A 23,458-nucleotide genomic window follows, 5' to 3' on the forward strand; every position below is an offset into this window, starting at 1 on the left:
ACGGCTACGCGACGGTTCGCGGCTCGCCGTCTGATGCGCCGAGTCGCGGGTGCGGAACCATAACCAGCCGCAGCGCCGCTCGCGCCACCATGCAACGTGACGGCGCGAGCCCGGCAGACCGTGATCGCGATCGACCGGCGCGGCTCAGGCCGCTTCGGCCCGTTCTTCCTGTTCCGCCTCGAGCATCGCCTTGACGATCAGATAGACGGCCGGCAGGTCGTCATCGTCACGCTGCCAGTCGACCGGCTCCTCGACGTCCGCGGCGACCAGCCGGCTGTCGCGCAGCCGGATGAACGCGTCGACGACGGTCGGATCGTTGCGGTTCAGGAACCCGGGATTCGAGAACGCCAGCTCTTCGACGTTCAGCAGCGCCTGCCAGCTCATCGTGCGGACGGCTGCCGGATGCGTGCGGCGGCGCAGGCCGAGCGCCCGCTGCGCGGGGCCGCCGACGACACGCTGCAGATCGACGACCGCCCGCTGCGCGGCGCGCTCGAAGTGGACGGGATTGAAGCCGGGTTGCTCGGGATCGAATGCGGAAGCCTGGAACATGGTCGCCTCACAAAAGTCCGTTCGTCTGTGGATGACGGAATTCGGGTCAAATGGTGCAAAAGCACTGTAAATATATACAGTGTTCGCGGCGGTTTCAAGTCCCGAATAAAGGATTTCGTGCGTCGGCGCTCGGCGCGGACGAATCGCCGCGATCGGGCGGGCAACTTACACCGCCGCCGCGATCGTCTCCCGCAGCCATCGATGCGCCGGATCGCGATGCACGCGCTCGTGCCACAGCATCGACATTTCATAGCCGGGCACCTCGACCGGCGCGTCCACCACGCGCAGCGCGGGCACGTCGCGCACCAGCCGTTCGGGCAGCATCGCGACGAGATCGGTGCTCGCGACGGCCGACATCACGAACAGGAAGTGCGGCACCGACAGCACGACGCGCCGCGTGGCGCCGACCTTCGCGAGTACTTCGTCCGTTACGCCGAAGAAGCCGCCGCCGTCGGGCGACACGATCACGTGCTCGAGCGTGCCGAATTGCGCGAGCGTGGGGCGCCGCTTCAGCTTCGGGTGACCGGCGCGGCCGATCAGCACGTAACGCTCGACGAACAGCGGCAGGCGCCGCATGCCGGGCGGCGACGCTTCGGTCATGTGGAAGGCCAGGTCGATGCCGTTTCGTTCGGCATCCTGCTCGATACGCGGCGGCATGAGCTCGAGGACGGCCAGCCGCGTGCCGGGCGCGGTGGAACGCAGCGTGCGCAGCGCGGGCAGCACGATCGTCGATTCGCCGTAGTCGGTCGCGGCCACGCGCCACGTGTTCGTCGCGGTCGCGGGATCGAACGGCGTGGCCGGGATCACCGCGCGCTCGACCGCTTCGAGCGCATCGCGCAACGGTTCGCGCAGCGCTTCCGCGCGCGCCGTCGGCCGCATGCCGCGCGGCCCCGGCAGCAGCAGCGGATCGCCGAACACGTCGCGCAGTTTCTGCAACTGCACGCTGACCGACGGCTGCGACATGTTCAGCTTCTCGGCCGCGCGCGTGACGTTGTGCTCCGCGAGCAGGACGTCCAGCGTGACGAGCAGGTTCAGATCGAGCCTTCTGAGATTATTCATGGCTATACCTGGAATATCAGGAATTCATTTCAAATATACCTTCGAAGGCGGCATCCTGCAGTCATTCAATCCACGGAGTGACGACATGAATGTGCTGATCGTGTATGCCCATCCTGAACCGCGTTCGCTGAACGGCGCGCTGCGCGATTTTGCGGTCGCGCATCTCGAAGCGGCCGGCCACGCGGTGCAGGTGAGCGACCTGTATGCGATGAACTGGAAGGCGGCGTTCGATGCGAACGATGTGGTCGATCATGCGCCCGGCGCACGCTTCGATCCCGTGCTCGATTCGAAGCGCGCGTTTGCGGAAGGTACGCAGAGCGAAGACATCGCACGCGAGCAGGACAAGTTGAAGTGGGCCGACGCGGTGATCCTGCAGTTTCCGCTGTGGTGGTTTTCGATGCCGGCGATCATGAAGGGCTGGGTCGAGCGCGTGTACGCGTACGGTTTTGCTTATGGCGTCGGCGAGCATTCCGATACGCACTGGGGCGATCGCTACGGCGAAGGTTCGCTGGCCGGCAAGCGGGCGATGATCGTCGTCACCACGGGCGGGTGGGAATCGCACTACGGCCCGCGCGGCATCAACGGGCCGATCGACGACTTGCTGTTCCCGATCCAGCACGGCGTGCTGTATTACCCGGGGTTCGACGTGCTGCCGCCGTTCGTGATCTACCGGACGGGCAAGATGAACGCCGCGCGTTTCGACGAAACGTGCACGGCGCTCGGCCGGCGTCTCGACGATTTGTGGACCACGCCGCCGATTCCGTTCCGCCGGCAGAACGCGGGCGATTACGAGATCCCGGCGCTGACGTTGAAGGAGGACATCGCGCCGGGGAAGGCGGGGTTTGCCGTGCATCTGGCGCACGGGCATTGACGATGCATGGCCGGCCCGCGCGAGAAAGCGACGCGCGGGCATGTCGACACCGGAGCCCGAATCGAGTAGTTTCCGGAGATCGACGCGATTCGTCTGGACAATAGGGCGGCACAGCCCGCGCAGCGAATCGGTCTCGACGGAGAACAACAACGATGACTTTCGAACAACAGGGCCCGGCAGAACTGATCGATGACAACCGCGCCACGCTGCTGATCGCACTCGAAGCCGGCGGCTATCTGACGGAGGAACAGGCGGCGCGCGTCACCCAGCGTCTGAGGAACACACCGGCCGAGCTTCCCGAAACCGATTCCGCCCGCAAAATGCTCGACTGGTTGATCGTCGAGGGCTACACGACGACGGACGCCGAGGCGAAAGCGACGCATGAGCTGCTGGACGGCCGCGCCACGAGCGCCGACGAGAAACTCGTCCTGATGACGATGCTGGAGGAGATCGATCCGCTCCGGTTCGAACAGCGTCTGAACGAAACGGTCGCATCAGTCCAGCGCGCGCAAAAGAAGAAGCAGATGCTGATCGGTTTCGGCGGCCTCGCCGCCGCGCTGGCGGTGGGCGCCTACCTGTTGTGGCCCGCATCGGCGCCCGCATGCGGCGCGTCGAGTACCACCAAGGCACTGGGTGCGCTGATGTTCCGCGCGCGCATGGACATGATGCGCAAGAATCCGATGCAGATGCTCGACAAGGACAGTGCGCCGTTTCCACGCGTCAGCAACCCCCGTGAAGTCGGCTACGACGACGCAAATCGAGCGCGCGGTTGCCTGGCGGACGTGAGTATCGCCGACGAGCATACGACGTTCGGCTATGTCGTTCAGCACGACGACAAGGACGAGAGCGCCTTCGTCGTGCAGATGTTCCCGCCTGAATACGTGACGGCTCGCTACAGTGCGCAGGGCCTCGATCCGAAGCTCGGTGCACCGCTCGGCCGCGACGTCATCAGAGCGGCTTTCATGGCGGGCGTCGCGCAAGTCGACAAGAACGTGTCGGAGCGTTCGCCGAGCTACGGCAAGCCGCTGCCCGGCGGCGACGAACCGACGACGCTGACGAGCAGCGTGCTGGGCGTCATGCCGGCCGCCGACTGCAAGCAGATCGATGGCGACCATGTTTCGTGTCCGCTGCTGATCGATTATCGCGACCGGCTGCTCGGCGCGATCGGCGCGCCGTCGATGTTGCAGCTGAAGGGCGATTTCACGTTCATCAAGGACGGCAGCGGTTGGAAAACCGCCGACGATTTCGACAAGACGCTGATGCAGGCGATCGTCGCGCGACGTGTCGCGAAGGTGTATGGCAGTGAAGTCGCCGACAAGATGGATGCGCAGAAGTAGGGCGCGCGGCACCCTGATCCGCCGGTGCGGATGACGCAATGAAACGGGCGGCCTGCGAGGCAATCGCAGGCCGCCCGTTTTTCCAGTCCGTGCTCGACCGCGGACTCAGCGATCGTCTTCCCGCACCGAGGACGGATGCCGGCACAGCGCCCGCACCTCCATCTCCATATACGGAAACAGCGGCAGCTGGCTCAGCACGTCATGCAGCTGCTGCACGCTTTCGACGTCGAAGATGCTGACGTTCGCATACTGCCCGGCGATTCGCCACAGATGACGCCACGTTCCTTCGTTCATCAGCCGCTGGCACATCGCCTTCTCTTCCGCCTTCAGCGTGGCCGCCTTGACCGGATCCATGTCCGCCGGCAGGCGAACGGTCATTTCCACATGAAACAGCATCCTGCACTCCTTGCGTTGTCGATTCGTCGAACGGGAAGGGCGCTCACGCCTGCGCGCGGGCCCGTTCGACTTCGCTGCCCGGCACGTCCTGCTTGTCCTTGAGCAGCGAGAAGTCGAAGTCGATCAGCGCGAACTGCCCGTCGATGCCGTACGGCTTGCCTTCCGCGCCTTCCGCCTGCCGCACCGGCGGGATCAGCCCGTCGCGCGTCGCGAACGCGAAGTCGTCCCACAGATGCGGATCGCCTTCGATGTTGATCTGCGTCGTCAGCTTACGATAACCGTCCGCGGAAACGAAGAAGTGAATATGCGCCGGACGATGGCCGTGGCGGCCGAGCTGGTCGAGCAACTGCTCGGTCTTGCTGCCCGGCGGCACGCTGTAGCCGACCGGCAGCACGCTGCGGAAGCTGTAGCGGCCTTCGGCATCCGTGCGGATCGAGCGGCGCAGGTTGAACGCGGGCTGCGACGCGTCGAAGTACGAGTAATTGCCCAGATGATTCGCGTGCCACACCTCGACCAGCGCGTTCGCGAGCGGCGCGCCGGCCTGGCCCAGCACCCGGCCGCGCATGATCAGCGTCTGGCCCGGATCGGTGCCGTCGTCGAGACGCGCGTGGCCGACCGATTCCGGCGCGCCGGCGACATACAGCGGCCCTTCGATCGTACGCGGCGTGCCGCCCTGGATGCCGGCCTTCGCCTCGGCTTCGTCCATCCGTACGTCGAGGAAGCGCTCGAGGCCGAGGCCCGCGGCGATCAGCCCGAATTCGCGGCCGGCTTCGTTCAGGAAGTTGAGCGCGGTCCAGAACTCGCTCGGCTGCACGTCGAAGTCCTCGATCGTGTAGCAGATGTCCTTCACGATCCGGTTGACGATCGCGCGCACGCGCGGGTTGCCGGGCTTCTCGGCGGCGTCGTCGAAGGTCTTCAGCAGGGCGTCGATGGCTTGCTTGTTCATCTGTGTCTCCGGTTTCGGGTGTCGTGTGGGGATCAGCGGGCGTCGCGTCGCATCCGTTCGATGCGGGCCCAGTCGAAGGTGATGCCGAGGCCGGGCGTTGCCGGCAGATGCAGCTTGAAATCCTGGTAGCGCAGCGGCTCGACGAGGATCTCCTCGGTGAGCAGCAGCGGGCCGAACAGTTCGGTGCCCCATTTCAGCGAGTCGAACGTGCTGAACAGTTGCGCGGACGCGATCGTGCCGGCCGCGCCTTCGAGCATCGTGCCGCCGTACAGTTCGATGCCGGCCGCCGCCGCGATCGACGCGACGCTCGCCGCGCCCTGCAGGCCGCCCGATTGCGCGATCTTCACCGCGAACACGTCGGCCGCGCGATCCTGCGCGAGCGCGAACGCATCGACGGGGCCGTGCAGCGCTTCGTCGGCCATGATCGGCACCTGCGCGAGCTGCGTGAGGCGTTTCAGCCCCGCCCGGTTGGTCGCGGCGATCGGCTGCTCGACGAGGCTCACGCCGGCGTCGGCCAGCCGCGCGCCGGCCCAGATCGCGTCGGTCTCGCTCCACGCCTGGTTCACGTCGACCCGCACGTCGCCGCGTTCGCCGAGCGCGCGCTTGATCGCGACCACGTGGGCCACGTCGTCGGCGACCGCGTTCGCGCCGATCTTCAGCTTGAACGCGCGATGGCGGCGGGCGTCGAGCATCGCTTCGGCTTCCGCGATGTCGCGTTGGGTATCGCCGCTCGCGAGCGTCCACGCGACATCGACCGCATCGCTCCGGCGCCCGCCGAACAGTTCGGACAGCGGCACGCCGAGACGCCGCGCCTGCGCGTCGAACAGCGCGGTCTCGATCGCGCACTTCGCGAAACGGTTGCCCTGGAACAGCTTGCGCGCCCGCGCCATCGCGGCGCCCGGACGCGTCGCGTCCATGCCCTGCAGCAGCGGCGCGAAGTAGGTGTCGATATTGACCTTGATGCTCTCGGGGCTCTCCTCGCCATAGGCGAGACCGCCGATGGTCGTCGCCTCGCCGACGCCTTCGATACCGTCCGTGCATCGAATTCGGACCAGCACGAGCGTCTGGCAATTCATCGTGGCGACCGACAATTTGTGGGGCCTGATCGTCGGCACGTCGACCAGCAACGTCTCGATGCGTGCGATGGTGGCGGCAGTTGCTATCATGCGATTCCTCCTGTTGGTGCACATGGTAGGAATGCCCGCCCCGCGCCGTCCAACACTCTTTCCGACTACTTCCATACCTTTGAGGCATGAAATGGAATTGCGCCAGCTCCGTTACTTCATCGCCGTCGCCGAGGAAATGAACATCACGCGGGCCGCGGAGCGGCTGCACATGACGCAGCCGCCGCTCAGCCGCCAGCTCCAGGCGATCGAGGAGGAGATCGGATTGCCGCTGTTCGAGCGCGGCGCGCGGCCGCTGAAACTGACCGATGCCGGGCGCGTGTTCTATGCGCAGGCCAAGCGTCTGGTCGACCAGGCCGACGAACTGGGGCCGTTGACGCGGCGGCTCGCGCAACTGTCGGAGCGGATCGTGATCGGCTTCGTGCCGTCGACGCTGTACGGCGCGCTGCCGGACGTGATCCGCGCGTTTCGCGAGGCGCAGCCGGACGTCGAGCTGTCGCTGATCGAAATGTTCACGCTCGAACAGCTCGGCGCGCTGAAGGGCGGGCGGATCGACGTGGGGTTCGGCCGCCTGCGCTTCGACGACGACCAACTGGTACGCGAGGCGCTGATCGAGGAAAAGCTGATCGCGGCGCTGCCGGTCGGGCATCGGCTCGCCGATCCGTCCCGGCCGCTGACGCTCGCGGATCTCGCGAACGAGACGATGATCGTCTACCCGAGCACGCCGCGGCCGAGCTTCGCCGACCAGCAGTTGTCGGCGCTGCGCGACGGCGCGGTCGTGCCGGCTGCCGTGCACGAGGTGCGCGAGCTGCAGACGGCGCTCGGGCTCGTCGCGGCGCAGGTGGGCGTGTCGCTGGTGCCGGAGAGCGTGGAGGGCGTGCGCGTGAAGGGCGTCGTCTATCGGCGGCTGCCGGAGCCGGGCGCGACGTCGCCGATCATCATGAGCCGCCGGCTGCATGGCGAAAGCGCCGCGACGGCCGCGTTCTGCGCGATCGCGCGCGAGATGATCGTGCCGGCGGCGTAGCGGGACGCCGCTTCGGCCTTTCCATGCAACTAACGGTCTATCTGCGATACGTCCTCGGATGGAAATGCGGCACGTTGCTGCGACCTCATATCGTCGACCGAATCGTGCCAGCTCCATTAATGAGATAGTTTATTAATGAGATAAAGGAGAGCTCCAATATATAGGGATTTATTAATGAGATATCGATCGATAAAAGTGCGGTGGATATCCGGATTCTTGCCGTTTTCGATTTTGATTATTTCGGATCGAGATGCCTAAATCGACTCGTTTTCCTTCCGTAAACCCCGGTCATGGAACGGCGCTTGCCATTCCGCATCGACCTGGAAAGCCGGAGGAGCGTGAAAATGAGTCGATTTGCAAAAAGCATAAAGTTCAGGATTTTTCTCACCCTTGCGTCGTGCGTCGCATTAATGGTCGCGATCGGCGTGTTCGGCGTATTCGGTTTGTCCCGGCTGAATTCGAATCTGCATCGCGCGTATCAGGGCAATACATTGCCGATCTGCGAATTGACCGAAATTCGCGCCATCTCGCTCGGGATGCAGCTTCGGATGCGCCGGATCCAGGCGGAGCGCGACCCGGTACGCACGCGAAGCGGCGTCGACGAAATTCGTGCCGAGCAAAGCCGCCTCGATACGCTCTGGAACCGTTATTACGCGGAATCGATCACGAGCGACAAGGAGCGCGCGATCGCCGAGCGCATCCACGGTGTGCTGCCGCGCTTCAGGGCGGGCGTCAACGACGTCGTCGCGGCGATGAGCGGCTCGAACCCCGATGCGATCAGCGCGGCCATCGACCGGCTGCTGCCGGCCTCGGGCGAACTCAGGCAGGTGCTCGAAGACGACATCGCACTGAACGCCGAGCAGGCGAAGTCGTTCGTCGACGACAGCGAGTCGACGTTCGGGATCATTCTGTGGATCGCGATCGGCTTGATCGGCGCCGGCGTGCTGATCGCGGGGTGGGCGTCCGTGCACCTGCTGCGACACATTTCGACGCCGCTCGGCCAAGCCGTGCGCGTGGCCGATGAAATCGCGGGCGGCACGCTGGACAACCGCATCGACGTCGATTTGCACGACGAATTCGGCCAATTGCTCGGCGCGCTGGCGACGATGGACCGGCAGCTCGGCACGACGGTGCGCGGCATCAAGCGCAGCGCGGAGTCGGTCGCGATCGCGTCGCACCAGATCGCGAGCGGCAATGCGGATCTGTCGGCTCGCACGGAGGAGCAGGCCGCGTCGCTCGAGGAGACCGCGTCGAGCATGACGCAACTGACGGAGACCGTGAAGCAGAACGCCGACAACGCGCAGCAGGCGAATACGCTCGCGACGCGTGCGACGGGCATCGCGGACGCCGGCCACGACGCCGTGCAGCACATGGTCGCGACGATCGGGCAGATCAGCGACCGCTCCAGCCGGGTGTCCGACATCACGGGCGTCATCGAGGGGATCGCGTTCCAGACCAACATTCTCGCGCTCAATGCGGCCGTGGAGGCGGCGCGCGCGGGCGAGCAGGGGCGCGGCTTCGCGGTGGTCGCGAGCGAAGTGCGCAACCTCGCGCAGCGTTCGGCGGCGGCGGCGAAGGAAATCAAGGAGCTGATCGGCGCGTCGGTGTCGATGATCCGCGACAGCGCGCAACAGGCCACGGACGTGGGCGCGACGATGGGGCACGTGAAGCAGGCGATCAAGCAGGTGTCCGACATCGTCGCCGAAATCGCGGCCGCGTCGCGAGAACAGAGTCAGGGAATCGAGCAGGTCAACGTGGCGATCGGGCAGATGGAAGGCGTGACGCAGCAGAACGCGGCGCTCGTCGAGCAGGCCGCCGCCGCCGCGCATTCTCTCGAAGAGCAGGCCGGCCATTTGCAGGCGGCGATGTCGGCGTTCAGGCTGGCGGGAGCCTTCCCGGACGGGCCTGCCGCGCCGGCGGTCGCGCCGATGGCGCGGGCGCAGTCTCCGTCGGCAGCGCGGCCGCCGAGCGTGCCGGTAGCGGCTGCGGCAGGGGGCGCGGCCGCCGAATGGCGCGCGTTTTGAACGCCACGCGGCTCGCCCCTGTGGCGACGCGCATGCCGGTGCGCCAGATACGCCGGCGCGCGCGTTCGCCGTTCACGTATACGATCCGTCCGCGGCGATGCGGGCGGTGGAGTTGCCTCTCACACTCATGACGAACCCGACTCAGGCAGTACTGACGCTCGACGCGCTCGTCGACACGTGCGCGCGTTTCGATCCGTCGGACGCGGATCAGCGGCTGATCGTGCGCACGATGGTCGTGCCGATGCTCGCGCGGCGGCTGAAATGGCTGGAATTGTTGCTGCGCGCGTGCCCGCATAGTCCGGCCACGCGGGCGATGTTCGAACAGGTCGAACGCGCGCTGGCCTGCGCGTCGTCGCGACTGGATGGTCCGCCATTGCCGTCCGCGGGCGCCGCGGATACGGCGTAAACGGCGCCGGCATAAGCACGAGTGGCAAAAAGCGGCTGATGCCGTTCACGCTGCTCGGGCCATCGCAGCCGTCAGCGCCGTGCTGTAACGGAGTGATCGTCGGCCCGCCGGTCATCGTGCGCGCCCGCCACGTAACCGGCAACCGCTCGCGCAGCCGCCGCGGGCGCGTCGATCCGGATACGCCCGGGCGTGCGTTCAGCGCGTCGCGCCGAGCGTCTCCGACGGCGACTCGCCGAACCTTTCCCGATACGCGATCGCGAACCGTCCGAGGTGGGTAAACCCGCAGTCCAGCGCGATATCGGCGATTCGCCGGTCGGATGCCGCGCCGCGCAGCAGTTCCCGCGCGTGCGCGAGCCGCGTCGCACGCAGGTATTGCATCGGGCTCATCCCGCGGAACTGCAGGAACGCGTCGCGCAGCGTCCGTTCGGGCACGTTGGCGGCCTGGACGATATCGGCGAGCTGCAGCGGCTGCGCATAGTGCGCATCGACGAATTCCTGTGCGCGCCGCACGAAGCCCGGCGCCGGGTCGCGGTGCGACGCCTGCAGCGCGGAAGGCGGATGGCCTTCGATCAGCAGGTCGATCAGCAGATGCTCGAGCTGCGACGCGACACGCGGGTTCGCGTTCGCGCGTTCGAGCAGCTCGGGCGACCGCGCGACGAGCATCAGTTGCTGGCGCCACGCGGCGAGCGCGGCGTCGCTGACGTGCAGCACCGGGTCGAGCGTCGCGCGCGGGTCGCCGGTCAGCGCGCCGACGGTCGTCGCGTCGATGCGCAGCACGAACTGCTCGCAATCGGCCGACAGCACCGCGTCGAAGCGCTCTCCGGGCGCGCACAGCACGCCGGTCTGCCCGTCGACGCCAAGTTGCCGCCCCATCGCGCGCACTTCGGCCTGGCCGGACAGGCAGAACATCAGCAGGTAATAGCCGTCGACGGCGTCGACCTGCACGCGCATCGCATCGCCGAACGCGATCGTGCCGATCCCGAGGCCGCCCAGCCTGACGAAATCCATGTGCGACGCGCCTTGCACGCGGCCGCTCGGCAGCAGCGCGTGCGGCTGCATCACGCGCGAGATCCGCTCGCGCGTCTCGTCGAGATCGCGGGATTCGAACAGCCGGTGCGCGCGCAGCGCGAGCGGCTCGAACGACGTTGGGGACATGGGCCTCAGCCTTGGTATGGACGATGCGCGCTTCGATCCCACGAATGGGTCGCGATCGCGCGCCGGGTCGCGTGTGCCGTCATGCTAGCGCAGAAATCCGCCGAAAGTGGATATTGCGCCGCCGCAATCGCACTTTCCGGATAGACGCCGAATATTAGCTTTTCAAAAATCGGCTCCATGCATTCAACGCAACGGATCGACAAGGAGTCCGACATGGAGCAGACAGAATTGCCCGTCGTTTTCGCCGCGCGCGGCGACGCATCCGACGTGACTTTCCCGCACGACGACGGCTCGCGCGTGCCGTACAAGGTGTTCAGCTCGCGTGCGGTCTACGATCGCGAGCAGGAACGCATCTTCCGCGGGCCGACGTGGAACTTCGTCGCGCTCGAAGCCGAAATCCCGAACGCCGGCGACTTCAAGAGCACGTTCGTCGGCGACACGCCGGTGGTCGTCACGCGCACCGAGGACGGCGCGCTGTCCGCGTGGGTGAACCGCTGTGCGCACCGCGGCGCGCAGGTGTGCCGCAAGTCGCGCGGCAACGCGAGCTCGCACACGTGCGTGTATCACCAGTGGAGCTTCGACAACGAGGGCAACCTGCTCGGCGTGCCGTTCCGGCGCGGCCAGAAGGGAATGACCGGGATGCCCGCCGATTTCGATCCGAAGCAGCACGGGCTGCGCAAGCTGCGCGTCGACAGCTATCGCGGGCTCGTGTTCGCGACCTTCAGCGATGAAGTCGCGCCGCTGCCCGAGTATCTCGGCGAGCAGATGCGCCCGTGGATCGACCGGATCTTCCACAAGCCGATCGAGTATCTCGGCTGCACGCGCCAGTATTCGAAGTCGAACTGGAAGCTGTACATGGAGAACGTGAAGGACCCGTATCACGCGAGCATGCTGCACCTGTTCCATACGACCTTCAACATCTTCCGCGTCGGGATGAAGGCGCGCTCGATTCCGGACGCGAACCACGGGCTGCACAGCATCATCACGGTCACGAAGACGGGCGACGACACGTCGGCCGCGTACAAGCAGCAGAACATTCGCTCGTTCGACGAGGGCTTCCATCTGGAAGACGAATCGATCCTCGATCTCGTGTCGGAATACGACGAGGACTGCACGAACCATATCCAGCCGATCTTCCCGCAGCTCGTGATCCAGCAGATCCACAATACGCTGGTCGCGCGGCAGATCCTGCCGAAGGGCCCCGACAACTTCGAGCTGATCTTCCACTTCTTCGGCTACGCGGACGACACGCCCGAGCTGCGCGCGCTGCGCATCAAGCAGGCGAACCTGGTCGGGCCGGCCGGCTACATCTCGATGGAGGACACCGAAGCGACCGAGCTCGTGCAGCGCGGCACGGTGCGCGATGCCGATGCGACGTCGGTGATCGAGATGTCGCGCGGCAATCCGGACCAGCAGGACACGGTGATCACCGAGAGCCTGATCCGCAAGTTCTGGGTCGGCTACCAGAAGCTGATGGGCTATTGACGCGGGAGCAAAAAATGACGGAAGACATGAAGACGTGGTTCGAGATTTACATGCTCCAGAACCGCTATATCGGGCACCTCGACAACGACCGGCTCGAGCACTGGCCGGAGATGTTCACCGAGGATTGCACGTACGAAATCGTGCCGAAGGAGAACGCCGATCTCGGGCTGCCGGTCGGGATCGTGCACTGCACGAACCAGCGGATGCTGCGCGACCGCGTGGTGTCGCTGCGGCACGCGAACATCTACGAAGAGCATACGTACCGGCACATGACGTCGGGCCTGACGATCGTCGCCGAACGCGACGGCGAGTTCGATACCGAGAGCAACTACGTGGTCGTGCAGACGCGCAGTAACGGCGAATCGAACGTGTACCAGGCCGGCAAGTACTACGACACGGTCGTGCGTACGCCGGACGGGCTGCGCTACAAGACCAAGCGCGTGATCTACGACACGTCGCGCGTGCAGACGCTGCTCGCGACGCCGATCTGACCGCTCTGACGAAGCAAGGAACCGACATGACTGAAGCAACGCTGGCCGAGTGGCATCCGCTCGGCGCTTTCGACGAATTCTCCGAGGACGAACCGGCCGCGCGCGTCGCCGGCCAGAAGCCGATCGCCGTGTTCCGGATCGGCGACGAACTGTTCGCGATGCACGACCTGTGTTCGCACGGTCACGCACGCTTGTCCGAAGGCTATGTGGAGGACGGCTGCGTCGAATGCCCGCTGCACCAGGGGCTGATCGACATTCGCACCGGCGCGCCGAAATGCGCGCCGATCACCGAGCCGGTGCGGACCTATCCGATCCGGATCGTCGACGGGCAGGTGGAAGTCAATGTCGGCTGACCCGTTCGTGATCGTCGGCGCCGGCCACGCGGCGCGGCGCACGGCCGAGGCGCTGCGCGAGCGCGATGCCGATGCGCGCATCGTGATGATCGGCGCGGAGCGCGAGCTGCCGTACGACCGGCCGGCGTTGTCGAAGGATGCGCTGCTGACGGACGGCGGCGAACGGCGCGCGTTCATCCGCGATGCCGCGTGGTACGACGCGCAGCGCATCGAGTTGCGGCTCGGCACGCGCGTCGACGCGATCGAGCGCGATGCGCGGCGCGTGCGGCTCGACGACGGTGCGTCGTTGCCGTACGCGAAGCTCGTGCTCGCGACGGGCTCGCGCGTGCGCACGTTCGGCGGGGCGATCGACGAAGGTGTCGCCGTGCACTACGTCCGCACGGTCGACGATGCGCGTGCATTGCGTGCGCAGCTTGCGCCCGGGCGCCGCGTGGCGGTGCTCGGCGGCGGCTTCATTGGCCTCGAGGTCGCGGCGGCGGCGCGTCAGCTCGGCTGCGACGTGACGGTGATCGACCCGGCTGCGCGCTTGCTGCAACGCGCGTTGCCGGAAGTGGTCGGTGCGTATGCGCGGCAATTGCACGATGCGCGCGGCGTGGCGTTCCGGACGGCGACGCTGCCGCGCGCGATCCGCCGCGCGCCGGGCAGCGGCGCGATCGTCGAGACCGATCGCGGCGACGTGCCGGCCGACATCGTCGTGGTCGGCATCGGCGTGGTGCCCAACGTCGAGCTCGCGCAGGCGGCCGGGCTCGACGTCGACAACGGGATTCGCGTCGACGCGGGCTGCCGCACGGCCGATGCCGCGATCTTCGCGGCGGGCGAGGTGACGATGCACTTCAATCCGCTGCTCGGGCGGCATGTGCGGATCGAATCGTGGCAGGTGGCCGAAAACCAGCCGGCCGTCGCGGCCGCGAACCTGCTCGGCGCCGACGAGCGCTATGCCGAGTTGCCGTGGCTGTGGTCCGATCAGTACGACTGCAACCTGCAGATGCTCGGGCTGTTCGGCGACGAACGCACGATCGTCGTGCGCGGCGACCCGGCGAACGGGCCGTTTACGGTGTTCGGACTCGGCGACGACGGCAGGATCGTCGCGGTGGCCGCGGCGAACCTCGGGCGCGACATCGGCGCGTCGCGGCGGTTGATCGCGGCAGGCGCGGTGCCCGATCCGGTGAAGCTGGCCGATCCGGCGGTCAATCTGAAGACGTTCATGTAGCAGCGCGGCGCGGGCGGCGCGCATGCGCCGTGCGTGCCCGCGCCGGCTACGGGTTTGTCGGTGGGGGCGAAATCGGGGATATTAACGGCATCGCCGATCCCCCCGCCCTCCATGACGCCAGACAAAGCCCTCGAACTGAAACGAAGCAAACGCCGTGCGCTGTGGCTGCTGCTGGCGGCCGTCGCGGTGTTCGTCACCACCATCCTGCTGCCGCGCGGCCCGTGGGTCGACGGCTTCAAGGCGGTCGCCGAAGCCGCGATGGTCGGTGCGCTCGCCGACTGGTTCGCGGTCGTCGCGCTGTTCCGTCGCGTGCCGATCCCGTTCGTGTCGCGCCACACCGAGATCATTCCGAAGAACAAGGACAAGATCGCCGACAACCTCGCGGTATTCGTGCGCGAGAAATTCCTCGGCCCCGACGCGCTCGCCGCGCAGATCCGCCAGCACGATCCCGCGCAGAAGCTCGGCGCGTGGCTCGGCGAGCCGGCGAACACCGACGCGCTCGGCGGCTACGTGACGAAGCTGATGAGCTTCGCGCTCGACATGACCGACGACGCGCGGATCCAGTCGTTCGTCCACGACGCGTTCCGCGCGGTGATCGACCGGGTCGACCTGTCGCAATCGGCCGGCGCGATCCTCGACACGCTGACGAAGGACGGCCGCCACCAGGCGCTGCTCGACGACGCGATCGAACAGGTGGTCGACGTGCTCGACAAGGAAGAGAACCGCGAGGTGATCGCGGGCTTCATCGTCGAATGGCTGAAGACGCAATACCCGAAGGTCGAGAAGATCATGCCGACGCAGTGGTTCGGCGAAAACGGCGCGCGGATGCTCGCAAGCGCGGTGAGCCGCGTGCTCGAAGGCGTCGCGGCCGACCCCGAGCACGAACTGCGGCAACGCTTTGACCGGACGGTCGTGCGGCTGACCGAGCGGCTGAAGCACGACCCCGCGTTCATCGAGAAGGGCGAGGAGATCAAGCGCTATATTCGCGACGGCGATGCGTTCAACGACTACGTGCGCGATTTGTGGGACCAGTTGCGCGCGTGGCTGAAGGCCGATCTCGCGCGCCCCGATTCGACGCTGCACCGGCAAGCCGCGACGCTCGGTGGCTGGCTCGGCGCACGGCTCGCCGAGAGCCCGGCGCTGCGTGCGTCGCTGAACGAGCACGTCGAGAAGGCCGTGCACGAGATGGCGCCCGATTTCGCCGATTTCCTGATGCGTCACATTCGCGACACGGTGCGCAACTGGGATGCGCGCGAGATGTCGCGACAGATCGAGCTGAACATCGGCAAGGATCTGCAATACATCCGCATCAACGGCACGCTGGTCGGCGGGCTGATCGGGCTCGGGTTGTATCTGGTGTCGCTCGCGCCGCGCTGGGCGGCCGGGTGGCTGCACTGACGCGGGCACGCGCGTTGCGCCCGTGGCCCGACGCGGTGGGCCGCCGGATTATGCGGCCGCCTTCGCGCCGTGCAATTGCAGGCCGAGCGCCTTGATGACTTTCAGGATCGTGCCGAAGCTCGGATTGCCGTCGTGCGACAGCGCCTTGTACAGCCCTTCGCGCGACAGGCCCGCATCGCGCGCGACCTGCGACATGCCGCGAGCGCGGGCGATCACGCCGAGCGCGTGCGCGATGAAGGCCGGATCGTCGCCGCCCTCCTGCAGGCATGCGTCGAAGTACTCGGCCATGTCGTCTTCGGTTTTCAGGTGTTCGGCCGAATCCCACGGCCGCGTGTTGATCTTGTCCATCGATCACTCCATGTCGAGGTGCGCGAGCATTGCATGCGCGGCGCGTATGTCGGCCCGTTGCGTCGATTTATCGCCGCCGCAGAGCAGGATGACCCATATCGTTCCGCGCCTCACGTAGTAGACGCGATAGCCGGGGCCGTGGTCGATACGCATTTCGACGACGGGGGAGCCGGCGGATTTCCAGTCGCCCGTATTGCCCATCGACAGGCGGTCGATGCGCGCCTGGATGCGGCGCTTGGCGAGGCGATCGGGCAGGCCGGCAAACCAGGCGTCGAAGACGTCGGTGGTCCGGATGCTGTACGTAGGCGCACAGTAGGGCACGGATTGCAGGATGTCAACCATGGTTCACATGTTCGATGAATAGAATCGTCGCGCCTACGGTAGCGCCGCGCGCGTCGTTCGAGGTCGAATTGGCCGTCAGGCCGATCCTGTCGCGAGGCCGGAGCCGGCCATCCGGCCGAAGCCGGAATGCCGCGAATCCGTCTACAATCAAAAGCGTCTTTGCCGCCCGTGCGCGCGTGCCGCGCGCGGGCGAATCCGTTCGTCCTCCGGCATCCCGGGGGCGCCGCCACGCCTCACGCCTCGAGCATCGCGTGTTGCGCGGCGAGCAGTGCCGTGGTCTGTGTCCGGTAGGTAAGGCGTCCGCGTGCCGTAGGCCGGCGCGCGTCCTGAACGCCGCGTGTCCGTAGGCCGGGCAGGCGGCATAACCGAGAGTCCCCATGAAAGCATCGGATCTGTTCGTGAAGGCGCTGGAAGCCGAAGGCGTCGAGTACGTGTTCGGCATTCCAGGCGAAGAAAACCTCGATCTGCTCGAATCGCTGCGGCGATCGAAGATCAAGCTCGTGCTGACCCGGCACGAGCAGGCGGCCGGGTTCATGGCCGCCACCTACGGCCGCCTCACGGGCCGCACCGGCGTGTGTCTCGCGACGCTCGGGCCGGGCGCGACGAACTTCGTGACGGCCGCCGCATATGCACAGCTCGGCGGGATGCCGATGCTGATGATCACCGGGCAGAAGCCGATCAAGTCCAGCAAGCAGGGCCACTTCCAGATCGTCGACGTGGTCGACATGATGCAGCCGCTCACGAAGTTCACGCGGCAGATCGTGTCGATCGGCAACATCCCGTCGGCGGTGCGCGAGGCGTTCCGCCGCGCGGAGGAAGAGCGGCCGGGCGCCGCGCACCTCGAGCTGCCGGAAGACATCGCGCACGAGGAGGGCGACGGCAAGCCGATCCCGCGCAGCTACAGCCGGCGGCCGGTGGCGGAGGAGAAGGCGGTCGCGCACGCGGTCGACGCGATCCAGGCCGCGCGCCATCCGCTGTTGATGATCGGCGCGGGCGGCAATCGCAAGACCACCTGCAAGATGCTGCTCGAATTCGTCGACAAGACGGGCATCCCGTTCTTCACGACGCAGATGGGCAAGGGCGTGATCGACGAGACGCACCCGCTGTGGCTCGGCAACGCGACGCTGTCCGACGGCGACTTCGTGCATCGCGCGATCGAGCACGCGGATTGCATCATCAACGTCGGCCACGACGTGATCGAGAAGCCGCCGTTCTTCATGCGCACCGACGACAAGACCGTGATCCACGTGAACTTCCTCGGCGCGCAGGTCGATCCCGTCTATTTTCCGCAGATCGAGGTGGTCGGCGACATCGCGAACGCGGTGTGGCAGATGAAGGAAGCGGTGACGCCGCAATCGCACTGGGATTTCGAGCGCTTCAGGATGATCAAGGAGCATTTCGACGCGCATCTGCAGAAAGGGCAGCACGACCCGCGTTTTCCGATGTATCCGGTGCGGATCGTCAACGACCTGTACAACGCGTTGCCGGTGGACGGCATCGTCTGCCTCGACAACGGGATGTACAAGATCTGGTTCGCGCGCTACTGGCGTGCGCACGAGCCGAACTCGCTGCTGCTCGACAACGCGCTCGCATCGATGGGCGCGGGCCTGCCGTCGGCGATCGCGACGAAGATCGTGCATCCGCAGCGCAAGGTGATCGCCGTATGCGGCGACGGCGGCTTCATGATGAATTCGCAGGAGCTCGAAACGGCCGTGCGGCTGAAGCTCGACATCGTCGTGATGATCCTGCGCGACGACGCGTTCGGGATGATCCGCTGGAAGCAGGAGAACATGAATTTCCCCGATTTCGCGATGACGCTGCAAAACCCCGATTTCGTGTCTTACGCGCGAAGCTACGGCGCGCACGGGCACCGCGTCGAGTCGGCCGACGATCTCGAGCCGCTGCTGCGCGAGTGCTTCTCGTCGCCGGGCGTGCACGTGATCGACGTGCCGATCGACTACTCGGACAACGAGCGCGTGCTGAATCGCGAGATCAAGCGCCTGTCGGCGCAACTCTGAATTCCCCGTTCACAGGAAGGAGTCGTTCCATGTTGAAGGAAACCTATCCGTACTACCTCGCCAACGAAGCCGTCTACGCGAACACCGATCTGGAGGTGACCGACAAGTTCAGCGGCAAGGTCGCCACGCGCGTCGCGCTCGCCGACGCGAAGGCGATCGATGCGGCGATCGCCGCGGCCGTCGACGCCACGAAGCCGATGCGCGAGATGCCGGCCTACAAGCGGCAGGCCGTGCTCGATCATTGTGTCGCGCGCTTTCGCGAACGTTTCGACGAACTGGCCGAGGCGCTGTGCATCGAGGCCGGCAAGCCGATCAACGATTCGAAGGGCGAGGTCACGCGGCTGATCGATACGTTCCGTGTCGCGTCCGAGGAATCGGTGCGCATCGACGGCGAGATCGTCAACCTCGAGATCTCCGCGCGTGCGCAGGGCTATACGGGCTACACGAAGCGCGTGCCGATCGGCCCGTGCTCGTTCATCTCGCCGTTCAACTTCCCGCTGAACCTCGCCGCGCACAAAGTCGCGCCCGCGCTCGCGGCCGGCTGTCCGTTCGTGCTGAAGCCCGCGAGCCGCACGCCGATCGGCGCGCTGATCATCGGCGAGGTGCTCGCCGAAACCGACCTGCCGAAGGGCGCGTTCTCGGTGCTGCCCGCGCATCGCGACGGCGCCGACCTGTTTACGACCGACGAGCGCTTCAAGCTGCTGTCGTTCACCGGTTCGCCGGCCGTCGGCTGGGCGCTGAAGGAGAAGGCCGGCAAGAAGAAAGTCGTGCTGGAACTGGGCGGCAACGCGGCGGCGATCGTCGATGCGGATCAACGCGACCGGCTCGACTACGTGGTCGAGCGGCTCGCGTTCGGCGCGTACTACCAGTCAGGCCAGAGCTGCATCGGCGTGCAGCGGATCCTCGTGCATGCCGACCTGTACGACGCGCTGCGCGAGAAGCTGATCGCGAAGACGCGCTCGCTGAAGATGGGTGATCCGAAGGATCCGTCGACGTTCGTCGGCCCGATGATCTCCGAATCCGAATCGCGCCGGCTGTCGGGCTGGATGGACGCGGCCGTCGCGGCAGGCGCGAAGATCGTCGCCGGCGGCAAGGTCGACGGCGCGATGTTCGAGGCGACGCTGCTGGAAAACGTCGGGCGCGAGCAGGACCTGTACCGTAAGGAGGCGTTCGGCCCGGTCGCGATCCTCGAGAAATTCGACCGCTTCGACGACGCGCTCGCGCGCGTCAACGATAGCGACTTCGGGCTGCAGGCCGGCGTGTTCACCGATTCGCTCGCGCATGCGCACCGCGCATGGGACGAGCTGGAAGTCGGCGGCGTCGTGATCAACGACGTGCCGTCGTTCCGCGTCGACAACATGCCGTACGGCGGCGTGAAGGATTCCGGTCTCGGCCGCGAAGGCATCCGCTATGCGATCGAGGACATGACCGAGCCGCGGCTGATGGTCGTGCGGCGCCGGTAACGCGCGGCAGGCCGGGCGGCGCCGCGACGGCACGCGGGCGGGCGATCGGGCCGGCCCGCGTGCCGTTTTTTCATGACGGCGCGCGCGGCGGCACGGCGCCGCGCGTGTCCCGCGCGGCGGGCCGCCCGGAACGGGCTCGACTGCGGGTGTCGCGTCGTGATGTAATCGCGCGAAACTGCCGACCGGGGTACGACGCCGGAACGCGCGAATTCATTCTTCACGAGGTCGATTCATGTCCCCCGTCTCGGCATTCAAGCTGGTTCTATTGTCATTCCTCGCGATCGTCGCGCTCGAATGCATCGCCAAGCGGTTGAGGCTGCCGCCCGCCGCCGCGCTGCTGATCGGCGGCATCGGCATCGCGTTCATCCCTGGCCTGCCGCCGGTCAACCTCGATCCCGAGCTGGTGCTGCTGGTGTTCCTGCCGCCGCTGCTGATGGACGGTGCGTACTTCTCCGTGTGGGAAGAGTTCAAGCGCAACGTGGGCGGCATCCTGATGCTGGCGATCGGCGCGGTCGTGTTCACGACATTCGCGGTCGGCTTTGCCGTGCACTGGGTGGTGCCGGCGCTGCCGTGGGCCGCATGCTTCGCGCTCGGCGCGATCGTGTCGCCGCCCGATGCGGTCGCCGCGAAGGCCGTGCTCGAACGGGTCGCGCTGCCGCGCCGGCTGATGGTATTGCTCGAAGGCGAGAGCCTGCTGAACGACGCGGCCGGCCTCGTGCTGTTCCGCTTCGCGGTCGCGGCCGCGCTCACCGGCGCATTCAGCGTCGAGCATGCGGTCGTTCGTTTCGCGGAACTCGGGCTCGGCGGCGTGGTGGTCGGCTTCGTGGTCGGCAAGCTCGTCGTGTGGTTCCTGAAGCTGCTCGACGACGACTATCTCGTGATCACCGTCGCGGTGATCGCCGGCTGGATCGCGTACATCGCGGGCGAAATGGTCGAGGTGTCGGGCGTGATCGCGACCGTCACGGCCGGCATGATCGTCGGCTGGCATCAGCACGAGGTGTTCTCGGCGGCCGTGCGCACGCGCGGCACCGCGTTCTGGCAGGTCATCGTGTTCCTGCTCGAGGCTATGGTGTTCGTGCTGATCGGGCTGTCGCTGCGCGGTGCGATCCACCGGCTCGGCGGCTTCGAGCAGGTGCTCGGCACGATGGTCCCGCCCGTGCTCGCGGTGCTGGCGGCGGTGATCCTGTCGCGCTTCGTGTGGATCTACGCGGTCGAGGCGCTGAAGTGGCCGGTGCGTGGCCTCGTGCGGCGCGGCGACGCGCCCGACTGGAAGGCCGCGACGATCATGAGCTGGGCCGGGATGCGCGGCGTGGTGACGCTGGCGATCGCACTGTCGCTGCCCGAGGCGCTGCCCGGCCGCGACGTGATCCTGGTCGCGTCGTTCGCGGTGATCCTCGTGACCGTGCTGCTGCAGGGCACGACGATCGGGCCGCTGATCCGGCTGCTGCGCCTGCCGCAGCGCGACGAGCGCGCCGCGCACCATCTGACCGAGCCGCAGACGTGGGCGTACGTCGAGGCCGCGCAGCTCGCGGCGATCCAGCCGCTCGTACGCGACGAGCACGGCGTCGTGATCCATCCGCGTCTGCTCGAGCAGTACACGTATCGCGCCGAGCTGACCGAGCGGTCGAAGAACGAGCCCGCGTATCCGGCGGAAGTGCGCATGGCGCACTACGACGTGGTGCTGGCCGCGATCCGGGCCGGGCGCGCCGAACTGTTGCGCCTGCATCGGTCGGGGCGCATCCACGACGAGATGCTGCACACACTCGAACGCGACCTCGACCTGCAGGAAGTGTCCGCGCAGCACGCGCGCGGGTAAGCGGGCCCACGGGCCGGCGTCCTGCCGGCCCTGAAACGCGCGGGTCGAGCGCGTCCGTCGCGCGATTCCTCTTCTCCCAGCTGCCGTTTGCCGCTCTTCGAATCCGGCCCCAATACACGCCCCTGATACGACCCGCCGCCACCCTTGCAGCGCATGCAAACCTCATGGCGCCGGTCTCGCAAACGTTATCGTCCCTCGAATCCGGAAATGATCTGATTTATCTGATTCCGTATCTTTCTGCATATTTGGCAAAACTAAACCGGAAGGAGATAGATGCTGTGTTCTAATTTCATTTAGAATCAGCCGGTTATGTTTATTGAGAGAAAGAATGCGGAGGTAATGTGGTCGTCGACGGGGAAGAAAGCGGCGTCCAAAGCCCCGCGAGGCAATGCCGACAGGCCAAATCGGCGGAATCAGGCGGTTTTTCCAACTGCCAATATAAGATAGCGTCCAAGTCGGATAAACAACTCCCATGAAAGAATCGATTGGAGATTCGGCGTTTGAAACTGTATTTATGAAAGAATCGAGCAGTGATAATGCCTCGGATTGCCTCGAATCGGGCTTATCGGTCCTGCTGGTCGACGACCAGCCGTTCGTCGGCGAGGTGATCCGCCGCGCGCTGCGCAGCGAGCATGACATCGACCTGCACGTGTGCACCGACGCGCACCGGGCGATGGCGGTCGCGCGCGACGTGAAGCCGACGGTCATCCTGCAGGATCTCGTGATGCCGGAGATCGATGGCCTCGATCTCGTGCGTGCCTGGCGCGCGGACCCCCGCACCGCGCGCGTGCCGATCATCGTGCTGTCCGCGAAGGAGGAGCCGATCGTCAAGCGCGAGGCGTTCATCGCCGGCGCGAACGACTATCTGGTGAAGCTCCCCGACGCGATGGAGCTGACCGCACGCATCCGCTATCACTCGAATTCGTACCTGATGTCGCGGCAGCGCGACGAGGCGCTCGATTTCCTGTCGCACGACATGCGTTCGCCGCAGACGTCGATCCTCGCGCTGCTCGACGTCTACCGGGCCGAACACGGCGACATGCCGGCGATCATGGAGCGCATCGCCGGCCATGCACGGCGCGCGCTCGCGCTCGCCGACGGCTTCATCCACCTGACCCGCGCGCAGTCCGAGCGCCGCGCGCACGAGGTCGTGAGTCTCAACGAGATCGTGCTCGACGCCGTCGACCAGCTGTGGGAGAAGGCTGCCGGGCTCGGCTGCCGGGTGAGCGCGTGCGTGCCCGATACCGAATGCGTGACGATGGGCGACCGCATGATGCTGACGCGCGCGGTCGCGAACCTGATCGACAACGGGCTGAAGTATGGGCCGGCCGGGATGGACGTACATTGCACGCTGACCGGCGAGGACGACGCCTGGCTGATCGGCGTCGAGGATGCCGGCGCCGGCATCGCGCCGGAGCAGCGCACGGCCGCGACCGAGTCGTTCGTGCAGCTCGAATCCGCGCACGGCGCGGCGCGCAGCGGTTTCGGCCTCGGCCTCGCGTTCGTCCGCGCGACGGCGGCGCGGCATCGCGGCCAGATCCTGATGCGCAATACGGCGCGCGGCTTCATGGTCGCACTTCGGCTGCCGGCGCAAGCGGAGCGATGATGTCGCGACGCGGCCTGCCGGCGCCGCGCCGCCCGCG

The 23,458-nt window shown here is 66.6% G+C and carries 22 protein-coding genes; 14 read left to right on the forward strand and 8 right to left on the reverse strand.

Annotated features, from left to right (window positions below; translation table 11 throughout):
* Window positions 1–144 precede the first annotated feature (144 nt).
* Together CFB81_RS18360 and CFB81_RS18365 are read right to left on the reverse strand one after the other, a co-directional pair.
* The gene (locus tag CFB81_RS18360; RefSeq protein WP_089436111.1) at window positions 145–549 is read right to left on the reverse strand and encodes a DUF2471 family protein; all 405 of its coding nucleotides are present in this window, start codon (window positions 547–549) and stop codon (window positions 145–147) included.
* A gap of 165 nt (window positions 550–714) precedes the next feature.
* Window positions 715–1,608, reverse strand: a complete 894-nt coding sequence (locus tag CFB81_RS18365; RefSeq protein WP_069618598.1) for a LysR family transcriptional regulator — start codon at window positions 1,606–1,608, stop codon at window positions 715–717.
* 85 nt (window positions 1,609–1,693) lie between these two features.
* Between CFB81_RS18365 and CFB81_RS18370 the strand changes: the two genes are divergently transcribed.
* Both CFB81_RS18370 and CFB81_RS18375 read left to right on the forward strand, forming a co-directional pair.
* Window positions 1,694–2,479: an NAD(P)H-dependent oxidoreductase gene (locus tag CFB81_RS18370; protein WP_089436112.1), complete on the forward strand. Its 786-nt coding sequence runs from the start codon at window positions 1,694–1,696 to the stop codon at window positions 2,477–2,479.
* 152 nt (window positions 2,480–2,631) lie between these two features.
* Window positions 2,632–3,816 carry a hypothetical protein gene (locus tag CFB81_RS18375; RefSeq protein WP_089436113.1) on the forward strand — a complete coding sequence of 395 codons (1,185 nt, stop codon included), beginning with the start codon at window positions 2,632–2,634 and terminating at the stop codon, window positions 3,814–3,816.
* Window positions 3,817–3,921: 105 nt separating this feature from the next.
* Here CFB81_RS18375 and catC read toward each other — a convergent pair whose 3' ends face one another.
* The 3 genes from catC to CFB81_RS18390 are packed head-to-tail and all read right to left on the reverse strand — an operon-like array spanning window position 3,922 to window position 6,324.
* Complete coding sequence (gene catC, locus CFB81_RS18380) at window positions 3,922–4,212, reverse strand: muconolactone Delta-isomerase (protein WP_050017398.1); 291 nt, start codon at window positions 4,210–4,212, stop codon at window positions 3,922–3,924.
* A 43-nt stretch (window positions 4,213–4,255) separates the two neighbouring features.
* Window positions 4,256–5,158 (reverse strand): catechol 1,2-dioxygenase, encoded by a 903-nt coding sequence (gene catA, locus CFB81_RS18385; protein ID WP_089436114.1) that lies wholly within the window; start codon window positions 5,156–5,158, stop codon window positions 4,256–4,258.
* A 32-nt stretch (window positions 5,159–5,190) separates the two neighbouring features.
* Window positions 5,191–6,324 (reverse strand): muconate/chloromuconate family cycloisomerase, encoded by a 1,134-nt coding sequence (locus CFB81_RS18390; RefSeq protein ID WP_089436115.1) that lies wholly within the window; start codon window positions 6,322–6,324, stop codon window positions 5,191–5,193.
* A 91-nt stretch (window positions 6,325–6,415) separates the two neighbouring features.
* On the opposite strand from CFB81_RS18390, the gene CFB81_RS18395 reads away from it, so the two are divergent.
* The 3 genes from CFB81_RS18395 to CFB81_RS18405 all read left to right on the forward strand — a co-directional run bounded on the left by CFB81_RS18395 (window position 6,416) and on the right by CFB81_RS18405 (window position 9,736).
* Window positions 6,416–7,306 (forward strand): LysR family transcriptional regulator, encoded by an 891-nt coding sequence (locus CFB81_RS18395; RefSeq protein WP_089436116.1) that lies wholly within the window; start codon window positions 6,416–6,418, stop codon window positions 7,304–7,306.
* Window positions 7,307–7,650: 344 nt separating this feature from the next.
* Complete coding sequence (locus CFB81_RS18400) at window positions 7,651–9,330, forward strand: methyl-accepting chemotaxis protein (RefSeq protein WP_089437054.1); 1,680 nt, start codon at window positions 7,651–7,653, stop codon at window positions 9,328–9,330.
* 127 nt (window positions 9,331–9,457) lie between these two features.
* Window positions 9,458–9,736, forward strand: coding sequence for a hypothetical protein (locus CFB81_RS18405; protein ID WP_069618592.1), 279 nt, complete (start codon window positions 9,458–9,460; stop codon window positions 9,734–9,736).
* A 195-nt stretch (window positions 9,737–9,931) separates the two neighbouring features.
* On the opposite strand, the gene andR is transcribed toward CFB81_RS18405, so the two are convergent.
* On the reverse strand, window positions 9,932–10,891 hold the full coding sequence (gene andR, locus CFB81_RS18410) for an anthranilate 1,2-dioxygenase regulatory protein AndR (protein WP_069618591.1): 960 nt from the start codon (window positions 10,889–10,891) through the stop codon (window positions 9,932–9,934).
* A gap of 213 nt (window positions 10,892–11,104) precedes the next feature.
* Here andR and andAc point away from each other — a divergent pair, with 213 nt between their 5' ends.
* The 5 genes from andAc (at window position 11,105) to CFB81_RS18435 (ending at window position 15,828) form a co-directional block, all read left to right on the forward strand.
* Complete coding sequence (gene andAc, locus CFB81_RS18415; protein ID WP_089436117.1) at window positions 11,105–12,376, forward strand: anthranilate 1,2-dioxygenase large subunit AndAc; 1,272 nt, start codon at window positions 11,105–11,107, stop codon at window positions 12,374–12,376.
* 14 nt (window positions 12,377–12,390) lie between these two features.
* Window positions 12,391–12,867 (forward strand): anthranilate 1,2-dioxygenase small subunit AndAd, encoded by a 477-nt coding sequence (andAd, locus tag CFB81_RS18420; protein ID WP_006479528.1) that lies wholly within the window; start codon window positions 12,391–12,393, stop codon window positions 12,865–12,867.
* Between the two features lie 26 nt (window positions 12,868–12,893).
* Window positions 12,894–13,220, forward strand: a complete 327-nt coding sequence (gene andAb, locus CFB81_RS18425; protein ID WP_039344765.1) for an anthranilate 1,2-dioxygenase ferredoxin subunit AndAb — start codon at window positions 12,894–12,896, stop codon at window positions 13,218–13,220.
* Complete coding sequence (andAa, locus tag CFB81_RS18430; protein ID WP_089436118.1) at window positions 13,210–14,430, forward strand: anthranilate 1,2-dioxygenase system ferredoxin--NAD(+) reductase; 1,221 nt, start codon at window positions 13,210–13,212, stop codon at window positions 14,428–14,430. The genes andAb and andAa overlap by 11 nt, the downstream gene beginning before the upstream one ends.
* A 111-nt stretch (window positions 14,431–14,541) precedes the next feature.
* Window positions 14,542–15,828 carry a DUF445 domain-containing protein gene (locus tag CFB81_RS18435; protein ID WP_089436119.1) on the forward strand — a complete coding sequence of 429 codons (1,287 nt, stop codon included), beginning with the start codon at window positions 14,542–14,544 and terminating at the stop codon, window positions 15,826–15,828.
* 48 nt (window positions 15,829–15,876) lie between these two features.
* Here CFB81_RS18435 and CFB81_RS18440 read toward each other — a convergent pair whose 3' ends face one another.
* Both CFB81_RS18440 and CFB81_RS18445 read right to left on the reverse strand, forming a co-directional pair.
* Window positions 15,877–16,176, reverse strand: a complete 300-nt coding sequence (locus tag CFB81_RS18440) for an addiction module antidote protein (protein WP_050017389.1) — start codon at window positions 16,174–16,176, stop codon at window positions 15,877–15,879.
* Window positions 16,177–16,179: 3 nt separating this feature from the next.
* Window positions 16,180–16,518 (reverse strand): type II toxin-antitoxin system RelE/ParE family toxin, encoded by a 339-nt coding sequence (locus CFB81_RS18445; RefSeq protein ID WP_089436120.1) that lies wholly within the window; start codon window positions 16,516–16,518, stop codon window positions 16,180–16,182.
* Between the two features lie 377 nt (window positions 16,519–16,895).
* Between CFB81_RS18445 and CFB81_RS18455 the strand changes: the two genes are divergently transcribed.
* From CFB81_RS18455 to CFB81_RS18470, 4 genes are all read left to right on the forward strand, one after another.
* Complete coding sequence (locus CFB81_RS18455) at window positions 16,896–18,536, forward strand: acetolactate synthase large subunit (RefSeq protein ID WP_089436122.1); 1,641 nt, start codon at window positions 16,896–16,898, stop codon at window positions 18,534–18,536.
* Between the two features lie 29 nt (window positions 18,537–18,565).
* A complete protein-coding gene (locus tag CFB81_RS18460; protein WP_069618585.1) occupies window positions 18,566–19,999 on the forward strand; it encodes an aldehyde dehydrogenase family protein in 1,434 nt (477 codons plus the stop codon).
* Window positions 20,000–20,231: 232 nt separating this feature from the next.
* Window positions 20,232–21,815, forward strand: coding sequence for a Na+/H+ antiporter (locus CFB81_RS18465; protein WP_069618584.1), 1,584 nt, complete (start codon window positions 20,232–20,234; stop codon window positions 21,813–21,815).
* A gap of 472 nt (window positions 21,816–22,287) precedes the next feature.
* A complete protein-coding gene (locus CFB81_RS18470) occupies window positions 22,288–23,421 on the forward strand; it encodes a hybrid sensor histidine kinase/response regulator (RefSeq protein ID WP_089436123.1) in 1,134 nt (377 codons plus the stop codon).
* The last annotated feature ends 37 nt before the right edge of the window (window positions 23,422–23,458 follow it).

It is taken from the genome of Burkholderia sp. AU28863 (genome assembly GCF_002223195.1).
Lineage (GTDB): Bacteria > Pseudomonadota > Gammaproteobacteria > Burkholderiales > Burkholderiaceae > Burkholderia > Burkholderia sola.

Coding starts and splice junctions, on each gene's coding strand:
- CFB81_RS18445 (WP_089436120.1), bottom strand. CDS start 16,518: ATGGTTGACATCCTGCAATCCGTGCCCTACTGTGCGCCTACGTACAGC.
- CFB81_RS18435 (WP_089436119.1), top strand. CDS start 14,542: ATGACGCCAGACAAAGCCCTCGAACTGAAACGAAGCAAACGCCGTGCG.
- catC (WP_050017398.1), bottom strand. CDS start 4,212: ATGCTGTTTCATGTGGAAATGACCGTTCGCCTGCCGGCGGACATGGAT.
- andAa (WP_089436118.1), top strand. CDS start 13,210: ATGTCGGCTGACCCGTTCGTGATCGTCGGCGCCGGCCACGCGGCGCGG.
- catA (WP_089436114.1), bottom strand. CDS start 5,158: ATGAACAAGCAAGCCATCGACGCCCTGCTGAAGACCTTCGACGACGCC.
- andAb (WP_039344765.1), top strand. CDS start 12,894: ATGACTGAAGCAACGCTGGCCGAGTGGCATCCGCTCGGCGCTTTCGAC.
- CFB81_RS18375 (WP_089436113.1), top strand. CDS start 2,632: ATGACTTTCGAACAACAGGGCCCGGCAGAACTGATCGATGACAACCGC.
- andAd (WP_006479528.1), top strand. CDS start 12,391: ATGACGGAAGACATGAAGACGTGGTTCGAGATTTACATGCTCCAGAAC.
- CFB81_RS18400 (WP_089437054.1), top strand. CDS start 7,651: ATGAGTCGATTTGCAAAAAGCATAAAGTTCAGGATTTTTCTCACCCTT.
- CFB81_RS18470 (WP_089436123.1), top strand. CDS start 22,288: ATGAAAGAATCGATTGGAGATTCGGCGTTTGAAACTGTATTTATGAAA.
- CFB81_RS18390 (WP_089436115.1), bottom strand. CDS start 6,324: ATGATAGCAACTGCCGCCACCATCGCACGCATCGAGACGTTGCTGGTC.
- andAc (WP_089436117.1), top strand. CDS start 11,105: ATGGAGCAGACAGAATTGCCCGTCGTTTTCGCCGCGCGCGGCGACGCA.
- CFB81_RS18360 (WP_089436111.1), bottom strand. CDS start 549: ATGTTCCAGGCTTCCGCATTCGATCCCGAGCAACCCGGCTTCAATCCC.
- CFB81_RS18370 (WP_089436112.1), top strand. CDS start 1,694: ATGAATGTGCTGATCGTGTATGCCCATCCTGAACCGCGTTCGCTGAAC.
- CFB81_RS18365 (WP_069618598.1), bottom strand. CDS start 1,608: ATGAATAATCTCAGAAGGCTCGATCTGAACCTGCTCGTCACGCTGGAC.
- CFB81_RS18405 (WP_069618592.1), top strand. CDS start 9,458: ATGACGAACCCGACTCAGGCAGTACTGACGCTCGACGCGCTCGTCGAC.
- CFB81_RS18455 (WP_089436122.1), top strand. CDS start 16,896: ATGAAAGCATCGGATCTGTTCGTGAAGGCGCTGGAAGCCGAAGGCGTC.
- CFB81_RS18460 (WP_069618585.1), top strand. CDS start 18,566: ATGTTGAAGGAAACCTATCCGTACTACCTCGCCAACGAAGCCGTCTAC.
- andR (WP_069618591.1), bottom strand. CDS start 10,891: ATGTCCCCAACGTCGTTCGAGCCGCTCGCGCTGCGCGCGCACCGGCTG.
- CFB81_RS18440 (WP_050017389.1), bottom strand. CDS start 16,176: ATGGACAAGATCAACACGCGGCCGTGGGATTCGGCCGAACACCTGAAA.
- CFB81_RS18395 (WP_089436116.1), top strand. CDS start 6,416: ATGGAATTGCGCCAGCTCCGTTACTTCATCGCCGTCGCCGAGGAAATG.
- CFB81_RS18465 (WP_069618584.1), top strand. CDS start 20,232: ATGTCCCCCGTCTCGGCATTCAAGCTGGTTCTATTGTCATTCCTCGCG.